Origin of the sequence: Paracoccus cavernae, assembly GCF_042430175.1 — a bacterium.
Classification (GTDB): Bacteria; Pseudomonadota; Alphaproteobacteria; order Rhodobacterales; family Rhodobacteraceae; genus Paracoccus; species Paracoccus cavernae.
This window is the reverse complement of record NZ_JBHMDZ010000013.1, coordinates 224,822-239,310: the sequence shown is the minus strand read 5'-3', so window position 1 is coordinate 239,310 and position 14,489 is coordinate 224,822. Positions and strand designations below refer to the sequence as shown.

At 60.7% G+C, this 14,489-nt stretch carries 12 protein-coding genes and 1 pseudogene; 7 read left to right on the top strand and 6 right to left on the bottom strand.

The window, feature by feature from the left end:
- Positions 1-492: 492 nt before the first annotated feature.
- The 5 genes from ACFFUC_RS10920 to ACFFUC_RS10900 all read right to left on the bottom strand — a co-directional run bounded on the left by ACFFUC_RS10920 (position 493) and on the right by ACFFUC_RS10900 (position 7,058).
- Complete coding sequence (locus tag ACFFUC_RS10920; RefSeq protein WP_377686152.1) at positions 493-2,700, bottom strand: tetratricopeptide repeat protein; 2,208 nt, start codon at positions 2,698-2,700, stop codon at positions 493-495.
- Between the two features lie 20 nt (positions 2,701-2,720).
- Complete coding sequence (gene fcl / locus ACFFUC_RS10915; protein WP_377686150.1) at positions 2,721-3,692, bottom strand: GDP-L-fucose synthase; 972 nt, start codon at positions 3,690-3,692, stop codon at positions 2,721-2,723.
- Positions 3,693-3,696: 4 nt separating this feature from the next.
- Entirely contained in the window at positions 3,697-4,812 is a 1,116-nt protein-coding gene (gene gmd, locus ACFFUC_RS10910; protein WP_377686149.1) for a GDP-mannose 4,6-dehydratase, read from the bottom strand.
- A 144-nt stretch (positions 4,813-4,956) separates the two neighbouring features.
- Positions 4,957-6,417: a mannose-1-phosphate guanylyltransferase/mannose-6-phosphate isomerase gene (locus ACFFUC_RS10905; RefSeq protein WP_377686147.1), complete on the bottom strand. Its 1,461-nt coding sequence runs from the start codon at positions 6,415-6,417 to the stop codon at positions 4,957-4,959.
- 431 nt (positions 6,418-6,848) lie between these two features.
- Positions 6,849-7,058 carry a hypothetical protein gene (locus ACFFUC_RS10900; RefSeq protein WP_377686145.1) on the bottom strand — a complete coding sequence of 70 codons (210 nt, stop codon included), beginning with the start codon at positions 7,056-7,058 and terminating at the stop codon, positions 6,849-6,851.
- 392 nt (positions 7,059-7,450) lie between these two features.
- Between ACFFUC_RS10900 and ACFFUC_RS10895 the strand changes: the two genes are divergently transcribed.
- The 6 genes and pseudogenes from ACFFUC_RS10895 (at position 7,451) to ACFFUC_RS10870 (ending at position 12,367) form a co-directional block, all read left to right on the top strand.
- Positions 7,451-7,606: a hypothetical protein gene (locus tag ACFFUC_RS10895; protein ID WP_377686143.1), complete on the top strand. Its 156-nt coding sequence runs from the start codon at positions 7,451-7,453 to the stop codon at positions 7,604-7,606.
- A 374-nt stretch (positions 7,607-7,980) separates the two neighbouring features.
- Positions 7,981-9,033, top strand: a pseudogene (locus tag ACFFUC_RS10890) (DUF2817 domain-containing protein); the annotation flags it as partial.
- Positions 9,034-9,192: 159 nt separating this feature from the next.
- Positions 9,193-9,975 (top strand): ABC transporter ATP-binding protein, encoded by a 783-nt coding sequence (locus tag ACFFUC_RS10885; RefSeq protein WP_377686164.1) that lies wholly within the window; start codon positions 9,193-9,195, stop codon positions 9,973-9,975.
- An 89-nt stretch (positions 9,976-10,064) separates the two neighbouring features.
- The gene (locus ACFFUC_RS10880; protein WP_377686141.1) at positions 10,065-10,868 is read left to right on the top strand and encodes a transporter substrate-binding domain-containing protein; all 804 of its coding nucleotides are present in this window, start codon (positions 10,065-10,067) and stop codon (positions 10,866-10,868) included.
- A 97-nt stretch (positions 10,869-10,965) separates the two neighbouring features.
- Positions 10,966-11,673 carry an ABC transporter permease gene (locus ACFFUC_RS10875; RefSeq protein ID WP_377686139.1) on the top strand — a complete coding sequence of 236 codons (708 nt, stop codon included), beginning with the start codon at positions 10,966-10,968 and terminating at the stop codon, positions 11,671-11,673.
- A gap of 1 nt (position 11,674) precedes the next feature.
- On the top strand, positions 11,675-12,367 hold the full coding sequence (locus tag ACFFUC_RS10870) for an ABC transporter permease (RefSeq protein WP_377686137.1): 693 nt from the start codon (positions 11,675-11,677) through the stop codon (positions 12,365-12,367).
- Positions 12,368-12,381: 14 nt separating this feature from the next.
- On the opposite strand, the gene ACFFUC_RS10865 is transcribed toward ACFFUC_RS10870, so the two are convergent.
- On the bottom strand, positions 12,382-13,314 hold the full coding sequence (locus tag ACFFUC_RS10865) for a LysR family transcriptional regulator (protein WP_377686135.1): 933 nt from the start codon (positions 13,312-13,314) through the stop codon (positions 12,382-12,384).
- Between the two features lie 121 nt (positions 13,315-13,435).
- Between ACFFUC_RS10865 and ACFFUC_RS10860 the strand changes: the two genes are divergently transcribed.
- The gene (locus ACFFUC_RS10860) at positions 13,436-14,476 is read left to right on the top strand and encodes an aromatic ring-hydroxylating dioxygenase subunit alpha (RefSeq protein ID WP_377686134.1); all 1,041 of its coding nucleotides are present in this window, start codon (positions 13,436-13,438) and stop codon (positions 14,474-14,476) included.
- Positions 14,477-14,489 lie beyond the last annotated feature (13 nt).

Genomic DNA, 14,489 nt, shown 5'->3' with positions numbered 1-14,489 from the left:
TCCGCGATCGGCTGGATGCCTTCTTCCGACAGGGTGCCGCCCCAGAAGGTTTCGTCCAGGTCCCAGACCACGAGCTTTACCTGAGCCACGATGGCGGAGAATGGATCGTTGGACATGCGAACCTCCTATAGCTGCGCGAAAGCCCATCGCCGAGAGATATGACGGGATGCGACAGGCATTATGCATCTTAAGGTTGATTCGTTAAATTTGTGTTAGAAAAGTTTGTTTTTATGTCTGCATTTTGTTGAAGCGAGGCATTTATGTGATCCAAGGCGTGTCGAGAGTGGCATGCCAGCACAGAGGCATGAGGCAGAAAGGGCGCTGGGGCAGAGAACGGGTCTGGGGGGCCGTATGCAGGGAGTTGGATCCCGTGACGCTCCTGCGTTCGGACCGTCCTCGGGAGGCCAAGCCCGCGCTTTTCCGATCAAACGTCGGACCCGCATCAGGCCCCGCAAGCGGAGCCTGAAACTGGCTGCTGACAAGGCACGAGTGTCAAACGTCGAGGGCGACCACGTTGTTTCGTTTGAACCACCGCTGTGCCGCCGCGTCATTCTTTGCGCGGCGATAGGCCTTGTAGAGGCCGGTATATTTGCTCGCCACGACCGATTGAGGTCGGCCAAGTGTTTCGAGAAGTTTGAGCGTGGTCATTGCCAAATCCCATTTTTCGAGCTGCTCGTAGACTTTCGCCTGAAGCGCGATAACCCGATGGGAGCCGGGCGCCATGGACGACAGCTGATCGAGATAAGGTTGAACGGCGGGCAGTTGCGCCGGATTGCGCCGCATTGCTTCGACGACAAGGTATTGCAGCTCGACGATAGGCGTTTCTCTCTCTGCCAGATCGGACATGAGCTCCTCATAGCTGTCCGAATCTTTGAGCTGCTGGAAACCCAAGGCAAGTGCTGCCTGAAAACTCGGATTCTTGCCCGAAAGCACCCAAGCCTGTTTGAGAAGTTCGATCGCTTCGGCGGGCCGATCGGTTGAAAATAAATGGTCCGCCAGCCGCTTTCTGTAAAGCGGATTGTCGGGAAAGACATCGATTGCGCCTGAAAGATTGATTTCTGCCGAGTCCCGTATTCCCGCATCTGACTGCATTGCGCCAACCGCACTTTGGAGAGCCGCAATTCGCTCGGGTGAAATATTGCGCTTGTCCAGATTTGTGGCGAGAAGGTCGGCTTGCTGCGCGATCTTTGCCTTGTTCGTGAAGCGGAAACTCAGCTTTTTACCGTGCAGAATACGCCAATCGCGGACTTCCATATTGGCGGGATAAACTTGCGGGATATTGCCGGTGTCGCGCAGCCGTTCCATCAAAAGACGATGGGTAGTCGATTCGGATTCGTCGAAAATATGGCCGGCCGGACGCATCAGATGCGGGTCAAAAGGCACAAAATTTTCGGCAGTCAGTTTATTCATGCTGTGGAGATAGAAAAACATCTGCGAGGCGAGGCGGTTGATCGGAAAAAACCACATGCCGGAGTGGAAACGCCGAACGGCTCGATCCCAATTGTCGCGCGCCAGATCACCCAAAGCAGCATGCAGAAAAACATTGCTGGAATGCTCTTCCTTCAGGCTCAGACTGCGCGACATCAGCTTGAGAATTTGGTCGCAGCCTTTGTAATCCTCTTGAACCAGCAAGCGGCTCGACAGGAACGGGTAGGCATAGGCACGGTTCATCCCGCCTTCGACGAGGTTCATCGCAATCGAAATGGCCCGCTTATGCTCGCCTCTCGCCTCAAGATGTTCGGCGACAAAGGGAAGGTTCTGGCCGGCATCGGACTGGCTGAGGAAGCTCTCGGGTTCGTGTTCCAGCCGGCGCACCAGCTCTTCGCGGGCGTTTTCCTTTTCCTGGGCGGTCAGATCCGCCTCGATATCGGTGACGTGCTTGTTGCCGATGACGGCGGCCAGCCGCGAAAAGGCGCTGCTCGGCGGGGCGTAGATTTCCTGCGAACGCGACATTGTATAGAGTTCGAGAAAGTCGCGCTGGATCGTCGTCAAGGCGATGCCGCCCGTCAAATCGTCAAAGCCGAGAATTTGGCTCGAAAGGCCGGAGAAAGCTTTTGCTTCGCGTGGCTCGTCGGTAAAAATGACAAGGGTTTTTGCACCTTCGGCCAACGTGCGCTTCATATGCCACTCATAGATCACGCGCGGAATGTATTTATCCGACCAGAGATTATGCGATGCCACGGTTTTGTCGTCGATAATATCGCCACGACGCAAATGGTAGGATGAAAAGCTGAGGCCATCCAGCTTAGCATTGACGAGAGCAATAGCCTGCGTGACGGTAGGGCTGAATTCGATGTCGCCCAGCAGATCGGGAAGAATGGCGAGATCGTCGGTAGTTTCCCAAGGCAAGAGAATTTGTTCGGTTGCCGAATTGGAAAGATAGTTGGTGCCGCGCGCAAGTTTTTCGGCCATATCTTTTGCGCTGCTATGGCGCGGAATCATGCCGATATCGGTGGAGCCCGACAGAAGTTTCTGGCCTTCCTCGCGCGATGTGAAATGATCGGCAATAAACTTGGCCGAAAAGAGTTCTTGCGGGAAATGGAGCTCGGCGCTGGAGCCCTCGCTCAACGCCCAGAATATGCGAAAGGAGGTTCCATAGGCTTTGGCCAGCCGCATTGCCGTCAGAATGGAGTTCAGTCGCCCCCCCAAACGGTCGTTGCGGAAGGCGACAAAACAGCCACGGTCAATAGTCTTTTTCATTGCAATCCTCCGGCCAATGATTAACGCCGGAAACTGTCTTGATTTTGCTTGAACCAAGAGTAAGTTTCGGAAACCCCTTCGGAAAGCGCGATATTGGCTTTCCACCCCATGCGCTCAAGACGGCTCACATCCATCAGTTTGCGCATTGTGCCGTCAGGCTTGGAGACATCCTGCGTAATCCGCCCCTTGAAGCCCGTGACATCGGCAACCATCCGCGCCAATTCGGCAATGCTGATATCGGAGCCGGTGCCGACATTGAGATGGCTCGACATCGGCTCGGTCTCGGCATCATAGATCTCGCGCGGCAGATCCATGACGTAAAGCGAGGCCTCGGCCATATCGTCGACATGCAGGAATTCGCGGCGCGGTTTGCCGGTGCCCCAGATGACAACTTCGGCCAGCCCCTGCGCCACGGCCTCGTCGAAACGCCGGATGAGGGCGGGCATGACATGGCTGTTCTCGGGGTGAAAATTGTCGCCCGGACCATAAAGATTGGTGGGCATGACGCTGCGGTAATCGGTGCCGTGCTGGCGATTGTAGCTTTCGCAAAGCTTGATTCCCGCGATTTTGGCGATCGCATAGGGCTCGTTTGTTGGCTCGAGGATTCCCGTGAGCAAAGAGCTTTCGCTCATGGGTTGTTGCGCCTCGCGCGGGTAAATGCAGGAGGATCCAAGCTGGAGCAGCCGGTTGACGCCGGACTGATAGGCCTGATGGATCACATTGCTTTCGATCATCAGGTTTTCATAAATAAAATCAGCGGGGTACTGGTTGTTTGCCTGAATCCCGCCGACCTTTGCCGCTGCGAGGATTACCGCATCCGGACGCTCGCTTTGAAAAAAGTCGCGCACTGCGGCCTGATCCGTCAGATCAAGCTCTGCATGGGTGCGGGTGACGATATCGAGCTCTTCGCCTTGCTGTTGGCGGTCCTGCAGGCGGCGCAGGATCGCGCTCCCGACCATACCGCGATGACCTGCGAGATAAATCTTGCGCATGGGATCAATCCTCGACCGACACGGCCAATTCCATGCCGTGGTGTTTCAAGAGCGCGTGGCGGCGGGCGGTTTTGAGGTCCTCGGCGACCATTTCCGCGCACATTTCCTGCACGGTGATCTGGGGGACCCAGCCCAGTTTCTCACGTGCCTTTGTCGGATCGCCCAGCAGGGTTTCGACCTCGGCGGGACGGAAGTAGCGCGGATCGATTTTGAGGATGGTGTCGCCGACCTTCAGCGCGGGGGCGCTATCGCCCTCGATCGCCTCGACAATGCCGATTTCGTCGACGCCGTTCCCTTTGAACGCGATGGAGATGCCCAGCTCTTTGGCCGACCACTGGATGAACTGGCGAACCGAATATTGCACGCCGGTCGCGATGACGAAATCTTCGGCCACATCGCCTTGCAGCATCATCCACTGCATCCGGACATAGTCCTTGGCATGGCCCCAATCGCGCAGCGCGTCGATATTGCCCATATAGAGGCATTTTTCGAGGCCTTGCGCGATGTTGGCAAGACCGCGGGTGATCTTGCGGGTCACGAAGGTCTCGCCGCGCCGCGGGCTTTCGTGGTTGAAGAGAATGCCGTTGCAGGCATACATCCCATAGGACTCGCGGTAGTTCACCGTGATCCAATAAGCGTACATTTTCGCCACCGCATAGGGCGAGCGCGGGTAGAAGGGCGTCGTCTCGCGCTGCGGGGTCTCCTGCACGAGGCCGTAAAGCTCGGAGGTGGAGGCTTGATAGAAGCGCGTCTTCTTCTCCATGCCGAGAAAGCGGATCGCCTCGAGCAGGCGCAGCGTGCCGGTTGCATCCACATCCGCGGTATATTCGGGAGCCTCGAAGCTGACGGCGACATGGGATTGCGCGCCGAGGTTATAGACCTCGTCGGGCTCGATCTGGGAAATCAGGCGTGTCAGGTTCGAGGTATCGCTCAGATCGCCGTAATGCAGGCGCAGCTGCGGCTTTTCGTGATCGTCCTGAAAGATGTGGTCGATACGTTGCGTGTTGAAGGACGACGCACGGCGCTTGATGCCATGCACCTGATAGCCCTTGTCCAGCAGGAATTCCGCGAGATAGGAGCCGTCCTGTCCGGTAATGCCGGTGATCAGTGCTTTTTTCATGGGGCGTGAAATCCATTCGAAGTTGCGGGGTGCCGCGCTGCGCTGGCCTTTTGCCGTGATCCGCTCCGGTTCGGGGGAGGGGCTTGTCCTGCGCGGCGGAAGGTCAATCGTTCGGGGGCGCGCTTTGGGCGGGGCGGGAAAACATCACCCTTTCGCCCCCTGTCCACGGGAATAGACATCCTCGTAGCGGATGATGTCGTCCTCACCGAGGTAGCTGCCGGTTTGCACTTCGATCAGCACCATCGGGACTTTGCCGGGGTTTTCCATGCGGTGAACCGCGCCCAATGGCACATAGATCGACTGGTTCTCGCTCACCAAGCGGGAGGTGTCGTCGACACGCACGCGGGCGGTGCCTTCGACCACGATCCAATGCTCGGAGCGGTGGTGATGGCTTTGCAGCGAGAGCGCCGCGCCGGGATGCACGACAATGCGCTTGACCTGAAAGCGGGTCCCGAGGGCGAGGGTCTCGTACCAGCCCCAAGGGCGGTAATCGCGCAGCAGGTTCTCGGATTGGCGCACGCCTTTGGCCTTGAGCCGCTCGACCGCGATCTTCACGTCTTGCGCGCGGTCTTTGGTGGCGACCAGCACCGCATCGGGCATCGCGACCGCGATGATATTGTCGAGGCCGATCCCGACGATGACCTGGCCCGCGGATTCCGAACGAAGAAGCGAGTTGCTGCAATCGATCGCCTCGGCCGCGCCCGAAAGAGCCAGGCCGCTCGCATCGGCTTGCTGCTCTTTCCAGACGGCATCCCAGCTGCCCAGATCCGACCAATGTCCGCCGAACGGAACAACCGACAGGTTGGGAGCCTTTTCCATCACGGCATAATCGATCGAGATCGACGGGGCTGCCGCGAAGGAGGCGGGATCGAGACGCAGGAAGCCTAGATCGACCGTGGCCCGATCCAGCGCGGCGCGGACGGGGGCGACGATTTCGGGCGCGAGGGTTTCGAAGGCGCTGACGATATCGGCGGCGCGGGCAAGGAAAATGCCGGCGTTCCAGAGATAGCGTCCCGAGGAAACCATCTCGATCGCCAACTCCCCGCTCGGCTTCTCGACAAAGCGCGAGAGGGCAACAGGGCGGAGGTCGGCACCCGGCGGCTCGGCGAGTTCGAGATAGCCGAAGCCGCGTTCGGGGCGGTCGGGGGGGATGCCGAAAGTGACGATGCGCCCTGCGGCGACGGCTTCCAATCCGCGGGCCACCGTGGCGCGGAAGGTCTCGGCATCGGGGATGACGTGATCTGCGGGCGCGACCAGCATGATGCTGTCCGCGTCCTTTGCAGCCAGATGCAGTGCCGCCGCGAGGATGGGCGCGGCGGTGTTTTTTGCCTCGGGTTCGATCACAATGGTGCCCGGATCGACGCCGATTTCCGACAATTGCTCGGTCACGACAAAGCGGAAATCGCTTCCCGTGACGACAATCGGAGCGTGATAGGCAAGTGTCGCACGATCACCGGAAAGGCGAAGGGCCGCTTGCTGGAAAAGCGACGAGCCGCCGATGACTTTCGCGAATTGTTTGGGATGGGACTTGCGTGACAGCGGCCAGAGGCGCGTGCCGAAGCCGCCCGCCAACAGGACCGGCATCACACCGGATGTGTTTTCCATCAAAATGAACTCGTTAATTAATCTCTGCCGCCCAGAGAGCACTTTTCCGAAAGGTGTAACAAGGCGGTCAAAGCTCAACCGTTGAGCGAATACATTGATATTATTGCATAATCAATTGTGCTTTTGACGGAGCTGCAGGGTTCGGGGCCGTGCCGTCAGGATGTCGGCCGCTGTCGGCACGGACCGGCGCGAGGTGCCATGCAAAGAAGCCACGCAACAAACCTTCTCGGACGGAATGCGCGAATGTGCGCCGGAGACGGGGTTCCGAAGGCTGCAAGTGATGTGGAGGAGGGGGGCACAGTCCGGCGCTCGCCGCGGCTCCGGCGCGATGCCGCTTGCGGCTGCCGTCCAAGCGGCGGGTCGCGAGCAGAGCAGTATATCTTGGTGAGGAAATCGGGCTATCCGGCGCGCCGCACAGCCCCAAATCAGGATCAGAGGTGCTCGCGCAGCCCGTCGAGGATCTCTTGCGCGATGCCCGCGGCATTGCCGTCCATGTCGGGGATTATTCCCTCGAGAAAGGCGATGATCTTGGCATGCTGGCCCTCGTTGCGCGTGGCATATTCGGCGACGAGAAACATGATCGTTCGTCTGCGCAATTGCAGTTCGGCTTCCAAGGCGGCGAGGCGCGCGGTCGAGTTCATAATTTGCCCTTCGGGTGGTGACGTCGGGCAGCGGTATCGCGGGCGCCGTCAAGCTAAGGTGTTGGTTTGCAAACTCTGCGTCGGGAATGCCGGTGGATACAAGAGGTCGCGCGCAACGAATGTGCCTCTGATTTGCTGCAACCCCGCGTTGTTGTGGCGGGCAGGCGGGCATTTGCCGAAGAACAAGCCGGAGCTATCCGTGAGCGCGGCCCGCTTTGCCGCAATGCAGGCGGAAACAAGGCGGCCTCCGACGCTGCGGGCGGCCGCGCATGTGTTGGCCCGCCATTTCCCGCCGATGCCTTGGTGACGTGACGGAACGCCCATGCCGGATCTGCTGCGGACGTGCTAAACATATGATGAGTGCAATCTTTCCGTCAGGCTATCGGTGCGACGTGACCATTATTGATCATCATATCGTGGAGTTCCTGTCGAACCTGCGCGCGCAGCCCAAAGGGGCGGCCAGCGATGCGGGCAAGATTTTGACGGATTCGCTCAATCGCGCCCAGATCCAGATCGGCGCCCAACGCGCGGCCATGGCCGCGGGCTGAAACAGCCGCGCCGCACCACCTTGAAGTGATTCGCGCAAGGCGGCTCTCTCCCTGCCGTGATTCGGCCATTCGTATCTTTGCCCTGTGCGCTATCTGCCGAATGTTTCGGCAAAGTGCTTTCTGCTCTGGATGCGCCGCTCAGACCTTGGTATGGCGTCTTCAAGGCTTGCGGGCATGGCTTGCCCGCGCCAGAGGCCAAGAAACACGCGATTTTTCTTTCCCCTCCGCTGTGTTTTCGCGCAAGGAATTTGCGCAACGGACCCGCCTCGGTAAAATAAAAGTCTATACATATTCCCCTCGATCCATAAGGTCGGCACCAAGAATACGCGAAGGAGCCTGTGCATTTTCCCTCGCGTCAGAAGGAGAGGGGAGCCATGCCCAAGATGTCGATCAGCGACGCCTACAAGACCGATCACCATGCCATGCGGCAGGCGTTTCTGGATGCGGCTCAGGCTGCCGATGCGCGGATCGCGAGCTATCGCCATCCGCTTGCCAGCCCGCGCGGCGAAGAGATTGCGACCGATGTCGCGCTGATCGGACGTCCGGATGCGGCCAGGCTGATCATCGTCAATTCCGGCACCCACGGGGTAGAGGGCGCTTACGGCTCGGCCGCACAAACCGCTTGGCTCAAGGCGCAGGCCCCTTGGTCGTTGCCTGCCGATGTCGCGGTTTTGTTCATTCACCTCATCAACCCTTGGGGTGCCGCATGGTCGCGTCGCGTCAACGAGGACAATGTCGATCTCAACCGCAACTTCGTCGACTGGGCCAAGGGCGCGCCGCATAACCGCCACTACGGCGCGCTTCACCCCGCCTTCGACTTCACCGAACTGAGCGGAGCGTCGCGCGACAAGGCCGATGCGCATCTCAAGACCGCCATGGCCGAGCGCGGCGGTTTCGCCGGCGTCGCCCCGATCATCGAGGCAGGCCAGTACGAGTTCCCGGGCGGCATGTTCTTTGGCGGTCACGGTCCGGTCTGGTCGAATGTGACGCTGAACCAGATCCTCGCCGATTACGGCCGGCAGGCGAAGGACGTCGTGGTCTTCGACCTTCATACCGGCGCTGGCCCCTATGCCTATCCGGCGCTGCTCTCTGTCGCCGAAGGCGAACATGCGGGCCTCGACTGGGGCAAAGCGCTGTTTGGTCCCGCGATGAGCACGGTTCTGACCGGCGAAGGCAATACCACCGACACCGGCATCGCCGCGACCGCGACGGGTTATGTTTCGGCGGCGGTGGTCAAGGCCATGCCGCAGGCGCGCGTCCTGCCTTTGGTCGTCGAATGCGGCACGCTTCCGGGCGCAGAGGTCAATGCGGCGGTTGTCGCCGACAATTGGCTGCACCTGCACGGCGATCTGAATTCGCCGCTCGGGCAGGAGATCAAAGAGACCCTGCGTCTGGCCTTCATTCCCGCCGATCGCGGTTGGCAGCAGCAATGTCTGTCGGCCACCTTGGGCTATTTCGACCGCGTTCTGGGCGATCTGGTCAAGGATGCGCCGCAAAGCGAGGCCGTTTCGGCCAGCGTCACCAATCTGGCGTCGGTCCGCGCCGCCACGCATGGCGCGGGTGCCGCACCGGCGAGCGCGGGCGTCCTGCCCGAAAGCTCCGGCGGCAATCCTGCCGTCGAGGTGTGCGACCTGCACAAAAGCTACGGCAGCCTCGAGGTTCTCAAGGGCGTCGGGCTGGTCGCGCAACCGGGCGAGGTCGTTTCGATGATCGGCTCGTCGGGCTCGGGCAAATCGACCTTCCTGCGCTGCATCAACCTGCTCGAGCAGCCGCAATCTGGCCGCATCATCGTGGACGGCGAAGAAATCCGCATGAAGCGCGGCAAGGACGGCGCGACCGTTCCGGCCGATATGAAGCAGGTGGAGCGCATCCGTGCCCGCGTCGGCATGGTCTTCCAGAACTTCAACCTCTGGCCGCATATGTCGGTGCTCGACAATATTATCGAGGCCCCGATCCATGTCGCCAAGGAAGAGCGTGCGGCGGCGATCGACCATGCGCATGAATTGCTGAAGAAAGTCGGCCTTTCCGACAAACACGCCCAATTCCCCGGCCAGCTTTCGGGCGGCCAGCAGCAGCGCGCGGCGATTGCGCGCACGCTGGCGATGCGCCCCAAGGTGATCTTGCTCGACGAGCCGACCTCGGCGCTTGACCCCGAACTGGTCGGCGAGGTTCTGCGCGTGATCCGCCAGCTCGCCGAAGAGGGCAATACCATGATCCTCGTGACCCACGAGATGCAGTTTGCGCGCGAGGTCTCGCACCGCATCAAATTCCTGCATCAAGGCAAGGTCGAGGAAGAGGGCGCGCCTTCGCAACTCTTTACCAACCCGCGCTCCGAGCGCCTGCGGCAGTTCCTCGCAAGAACCGCCTGAGGCGCGCCCGCAAGGGCGGGGCAGGGACCGCAAGCTCACACGGGAAAAATGTGACACCGCTTACCAACCATAGGGAAGGATCCTCATCAATGAGCTTCAAACTTCTGTCTTTCGCGGCAGCCGCCGCCATGGCGCTCGGCCTCAATGCGGCCCATGCCGCCGAGGGCGAGCTGGTCATCGGCACCGAAGGCGCTTACCCGCCCTTCAGCATGGCTGACGCCAACGGCAACGTCACCGGCTTCGACGCCGATGTCGGCAATATGCTGTGCGACAAGCTGGAACTGAAATGCCGCTTTGTCGTGCAGGCGTTCGACGGGCTGATCCCCGCGCTGAACGCCAAACGCTTCGACGTCATCATCTCGGGCATGTCGATCACCGACGAGCGCCGCAAACAGATCGACTTCTCGGTCGGCTATGCGGAATTCGCCAACCAGTTCGTCGCCAAGAAGGGCAGCGATCTGGCAGGGATCACGGATATCGAGGCGCTCAAGGCCGCGACCGACGGTCTGCGTATCGGCGTTCAGGGCGGCACGACCCATGCGGCCTATGTCGAAAAGAACATGCCCAACGCCCAGCTCGTGACCTACGACACGCTCGACCAGATGCAGATCGACCTGTCGAGCGGCCGTCTGGATGCGTCCTTCTCGGATCTCTCGGCGCAGGAAGACTTCCTCGCCAAGCCCGAAGGCGCCGATTTCGCGCTGGTCGATGTCGTGATCGATTCCACCTCGGACGCGACCCTGGGCGAAGGTCTGGGCGTCGGGATCCGCAAGGACGACACCGAGCTCAAGGACAAGATCAACACCGCGCTTTGCGAATTGGTCGCCGACGGCTCGATGGGCAAATCCTCGGAGACCTGGTTCAAATCCGACATTTCCCGCGCCTGCCAGTAAGGCCGCGCGAAAGAACCGGAGGGCGCGGCTGCGCGCCCTCTGCCTGCCGGAGAAAGGGTCTCCGGCAATCCCACCAGAAGAACGGTAGGCACGACGAATGCAATTGGGATTAATGCAGCTTTGGGAGAGCGGCTGGATCAGCGCGCTGCTCTGGGGGGCGACCATCACGATCATGGTCGGTCTTTGCGCGATGTTTGCGGGGCTGGTCATCGGCATCATCTGCGGCATGATCAAATGGGGCAGGGTCACTCCGCTCAACTGGCTGGTCGACGGCTATACGACGGTCGTGCGCGGCGTGCCCGAGCTTCTGATCATCTATCTTCTGTTTTTCTCGTCGGTGGAATTCGTCACCCGAATGGCCAATGCCTTCGGCTGGTCGGGGCTGGCCGATACCGGCTATGCCTTCATCATCGCGGTGATCGCCATCGGCACGATTTCCGGCTCTTACTCGACCGAAGTGGTGCGCGGCGCCTTGTCGTCGATCCCAAAGGGCCATCTCGAGGCCGCCCGTGCGCTCGGCATGCCGCGCCTGCGGATCTTCCGCAAGATCATCCTGCCGCAAATGCTGCGCATCGCGGTGCCGGGGATGAACAACGTCTGGCAGGCCACGATGAAGGATACCGCGCTGGTGTCGGTCGTGGGTCTGCAAGAGCTGATGCGCGCGGCCAATGTCGGTGCCGGTTCGACCCGCAACCCCTTCGTTTTCTATCTGGTCGCGGCGCTGATCTATCTTCTGATCACCTTCGTCAGCCAGATCTTCTTCAAACGCGCCGAGCGTGCGCTGACCCTGCGCGGGAGGAGCTGATATGGATTGGGAGCTTATCGAGCGGGCGGTCTCCAGCCTCTCGCGCGGGGTGGGCGTCACGCTGACCCTCGCCTCGACCTCGATCGTGCTCGGTTTCTGCATCGGGCTTTGCCTTGCCGTGATGCGTCTGTCCTCGAGCAAATTCGCGGTGCGTTTCGCCGAATATTACAGCGCCTTCTTTCGCGGCACGCCGCTTCTGGTGCAGCTTTTCCTGTTCTACTACGGCTTGGGCCAGTTCGACTTCGTGCGCAACAACCCCGTCCTGTGGTGGCTGATCGGCGATGCGACCCATTGCGCGATCATGGCGCTCGCGCTCAATACCGGCGCCTATACATCCGAGATCCTGCGCGGCGGCCTGATGTCGGTCCCCGTCGGGCTGGTCGAGGCGGCAAAGGCTGCCGGCATGTCGCGCGTCATGCGCTTCCGCCGCATCGAGTTCCCGTTGGCGATCCGTCAGGCGCTGCCGGCCTATAGCAACGAGCTGATCCTTGTCGTCAAAAGTACCAGCCTCGCCTCGACGATTACGGTTCTCGAAATCACCGGCTATGCCAAGCGCCTGATGAGCCAGACCTATGCGATCTTCGAGATTTTCGCGATCGCGGGCGTCTTCTATCTGGTGCTGAACACGGTGCTGATCCTCGTTCTGCGCCGGATCGAGGGGCGACTGACCCGCTATCAGGCAGCGGCGCGCTAAGGCGAAAAAGCCCTTCAGGCAACAGGATCGGGCGGGGGTGCGGACAACAGGGCCTGCCTCCGCCCGATCTGCATCAGCCAGTTGTGGAAGGCCGGACCATTGGGCTTTTCCATCGCGGCGCGGTCCCAGGCGAGGAAATAGCTTTCGGGCAGCTCGAGCCGGATATCGAAGGGCATGACCAGCGTGCCCGCCGCCAATTCCTCGGCCACCATCGACATTTGAGCTAAAGCGAAACCGCGCCCGTTGACGGCCGCATCGATCGCGCTGCTCGACAGGGTGAAGGACAGGGTGGACAGCCTCTGACTGCGGCCGGCCCCGACATGGCGCGCCCAATCCGACCATTGCGGCGGCGGCTGGTAGGTCTTTTCCCATTCCACATTGAGAAGCGGAAACTCGAGCAGATCGGCCGGCTCCGAAGGCACGCGCCCCGCAATCAGCATGGGCGAGCAGACCGGCACCGACCAATCGCGAAACAGCTCGGTATAATGGCGGTGCACCTGCGCATTGCGGCCGTAGCTGATGCGGAAATCGACCTCGTCCTGACCCAGTACGGGTTCTTCATCCTTGCCGATAATCCGCACGATCGCCTGTGGATGCAGGCTCTGCCAGTCGAAAATGCGGCGGGTGATCCATTTGTTCACCACCGAAGTGAGCGCGCTCAGCACCACCGCCGACTGGTTGCGCGCCCGCGCCAAAGCATCGCCCGCCAGATCGAACTGCCGGAACCCTTTGGCGATTTCCTCGTAATAGATCCGCCCCCAGGTCGTCAGCTCGACCCGCCTGCCGCGGCGTTCGAGCAGCGTCAGGCCGAGGCTGTCTTCCAGATTGCGGATCTGCTGGCTGATCGCCCCCGAGGAAACGCCAAGATCGCGCGCGGCACCCGAGACGGTTCCGGTCCGGCCGACGGCCTCGAAAGCTTGCAGGGCGCGAAGGGAGGGGCGGGCCATGATCCATCCGTTTTTGTCAGGATTATTGTTTAGATTATCTAAACAAGAACGCAAGCCCCGACCGCTTGTTGCCCCATGGTTCAGGCCCGATAATCGGAGGAACGAACAGGAGAGGTTTCCAATGTTTCTCAAGAATGCCTGGTATGTAGCTGCATGGGATCACGAAGTCGGCCGCGAGCTGAAAGCCGTGACCATGCTTGGCCAGAATCTGGTGCTCTATCGCACGCAGGACGGACGCCCCGCCGCGCTCGAGGATGCCTGTCCCCACCGCAAGCTGCCGCTCTCGATGGGGCGGATCAAGGGCGATGACGTGGAATGCGGCTATCACGGCCTGACCTTCGACACGACCGGCACCTGCACCCGCGTGCCCGGTGCGGAAAAGATCCCGCATGTCGCCTGTGTGCGCTCCTATCCGATCCACGAACGCTACGGCCTGCTCTGGGTTTGGATGGGCGATGTCGCCGAAGCCGATCCGGCCAAGATTTTCGAGGTCGAGAACTGGGGCGATCCGGCTTGGGGCGTGAACCGCGGCGAGTCGATGACGCTCAACTGCAACTACCAGTACATGACCGACAACCTGCTCGACCCCTCGCATGTCGCATGGGTCCACCAGTCGTCCTTTGCCAGCTCGGCCTGCGAGGAAACCCCGTTGGAGACGACGGTCAAGGATGACGGCGTTACCGTCTGGCGCTGGATGATCGATTCCGAGCCCGCGCCCTTCTATGCGCCCTTCCTGCAGTTCGAGGGCAATACCGACCGCAAGCAGCATTACGAAGTGCGCTACCCCTCGAATGCGATCATCAAGGCGATTTTCGCGCCCGCCCATACCGGCGGCGAAGGCAAAGAGCTGCCGGCGAATACCTTCCTCATGGACAGCTACAACTTCATGACGCCGGTCGATGAAAAGCGCACCAAGTACTATTGGTTCCAGATGCGCAACTTCGCCCCGAACGATCCCGATGTTTCGGCGAGCTTCGCGAAATCGGTGCGCGGCGCGTTCGAGGAAGACCGCATCGTCCTCGAGGCCGTTCAGAAAGGCATCGACGAAATGACGACCCCGAACCTCGACCTCAAGATCGATGTGGGTCCGATGCGCTTCCGCCGCAAGCTGGCCCAGATGATTGCCGCCGAACAGGCTGCGCAAGCGCAGGCCGCCGAGTAAGGCCGAACAAGGA

Coding starts and splice junctions, on each gene's coding strand:
- ACFFUC_RS10905 (WP_377686147.1), bottom strand. CDS start 6,417: ATGGAAAACACATCCGGTGTGATGCCGGTCCTGTTGGCGGGCGGCTTC.
- ACFFUC_RS10880 (WP_377686141.1), top strand. CDS start 10,065: ATGAGCTTCAAACTTCTGTCTTTCGCGGCAGCCGCCGCCATGGCGCTC.
- fcl (WP_377686150.1), bottom strand. CDS start 3,692: ATGCGCAAGATTTATCTCGCAGGTCATCGCGGTATGGTCGGGAGCGCG.
- gmd (WP_377686149.1), bottom strand. CDS start 4,812: ATGAAAAAAGCACTGATCACCGGCATTACCGGACAGGACGGCTCCTAT.
- ACFFUC_RS10865 (WP_377686135.1), bottom strand. CDS start 13,314: ATGGCCCGCCCCTCCCTTCGCGCCCTGCAAGCTTTCGAGGCCGTCGGC.
- ACFFUC_RS10875 (WP_377686139.1), top strand. CDS start 10,966: ATGCAATTGGGATTAATGCAGCTTTGGGAGAGCGGCTGGATCAGCGCG.
- ACFFUC_RS10860 (WP_377686134.1), top strand. CDS start 13,436: ATGTTTCTCAAGAATGCCTGGTATGTAGCTGCATGGGATCACGAAGTC.
- ACFFUC_RS10900 (WP_377686145.1), bottom strand. CDS start 7,058: ATGAACTCGACCGCGCGCCTCGCCGCCTTGGAAGCCGAACTGCAATTG.
- ACFFUC_RS10920 (WP_377686152.1), bottom strand. CDS start 2,700: ATGAAAAAGACTATTGACCGTGGCTGTTTTGTCGCCTTCCGCAACGAC.
- ACFFUC_RS10870 (WP_377686137.1), top strand. CDS start 11,675: ATGGATTGGGAGCTTATCGAGCGGGCGGTCTCCAGCCTCTCGCGCGGG.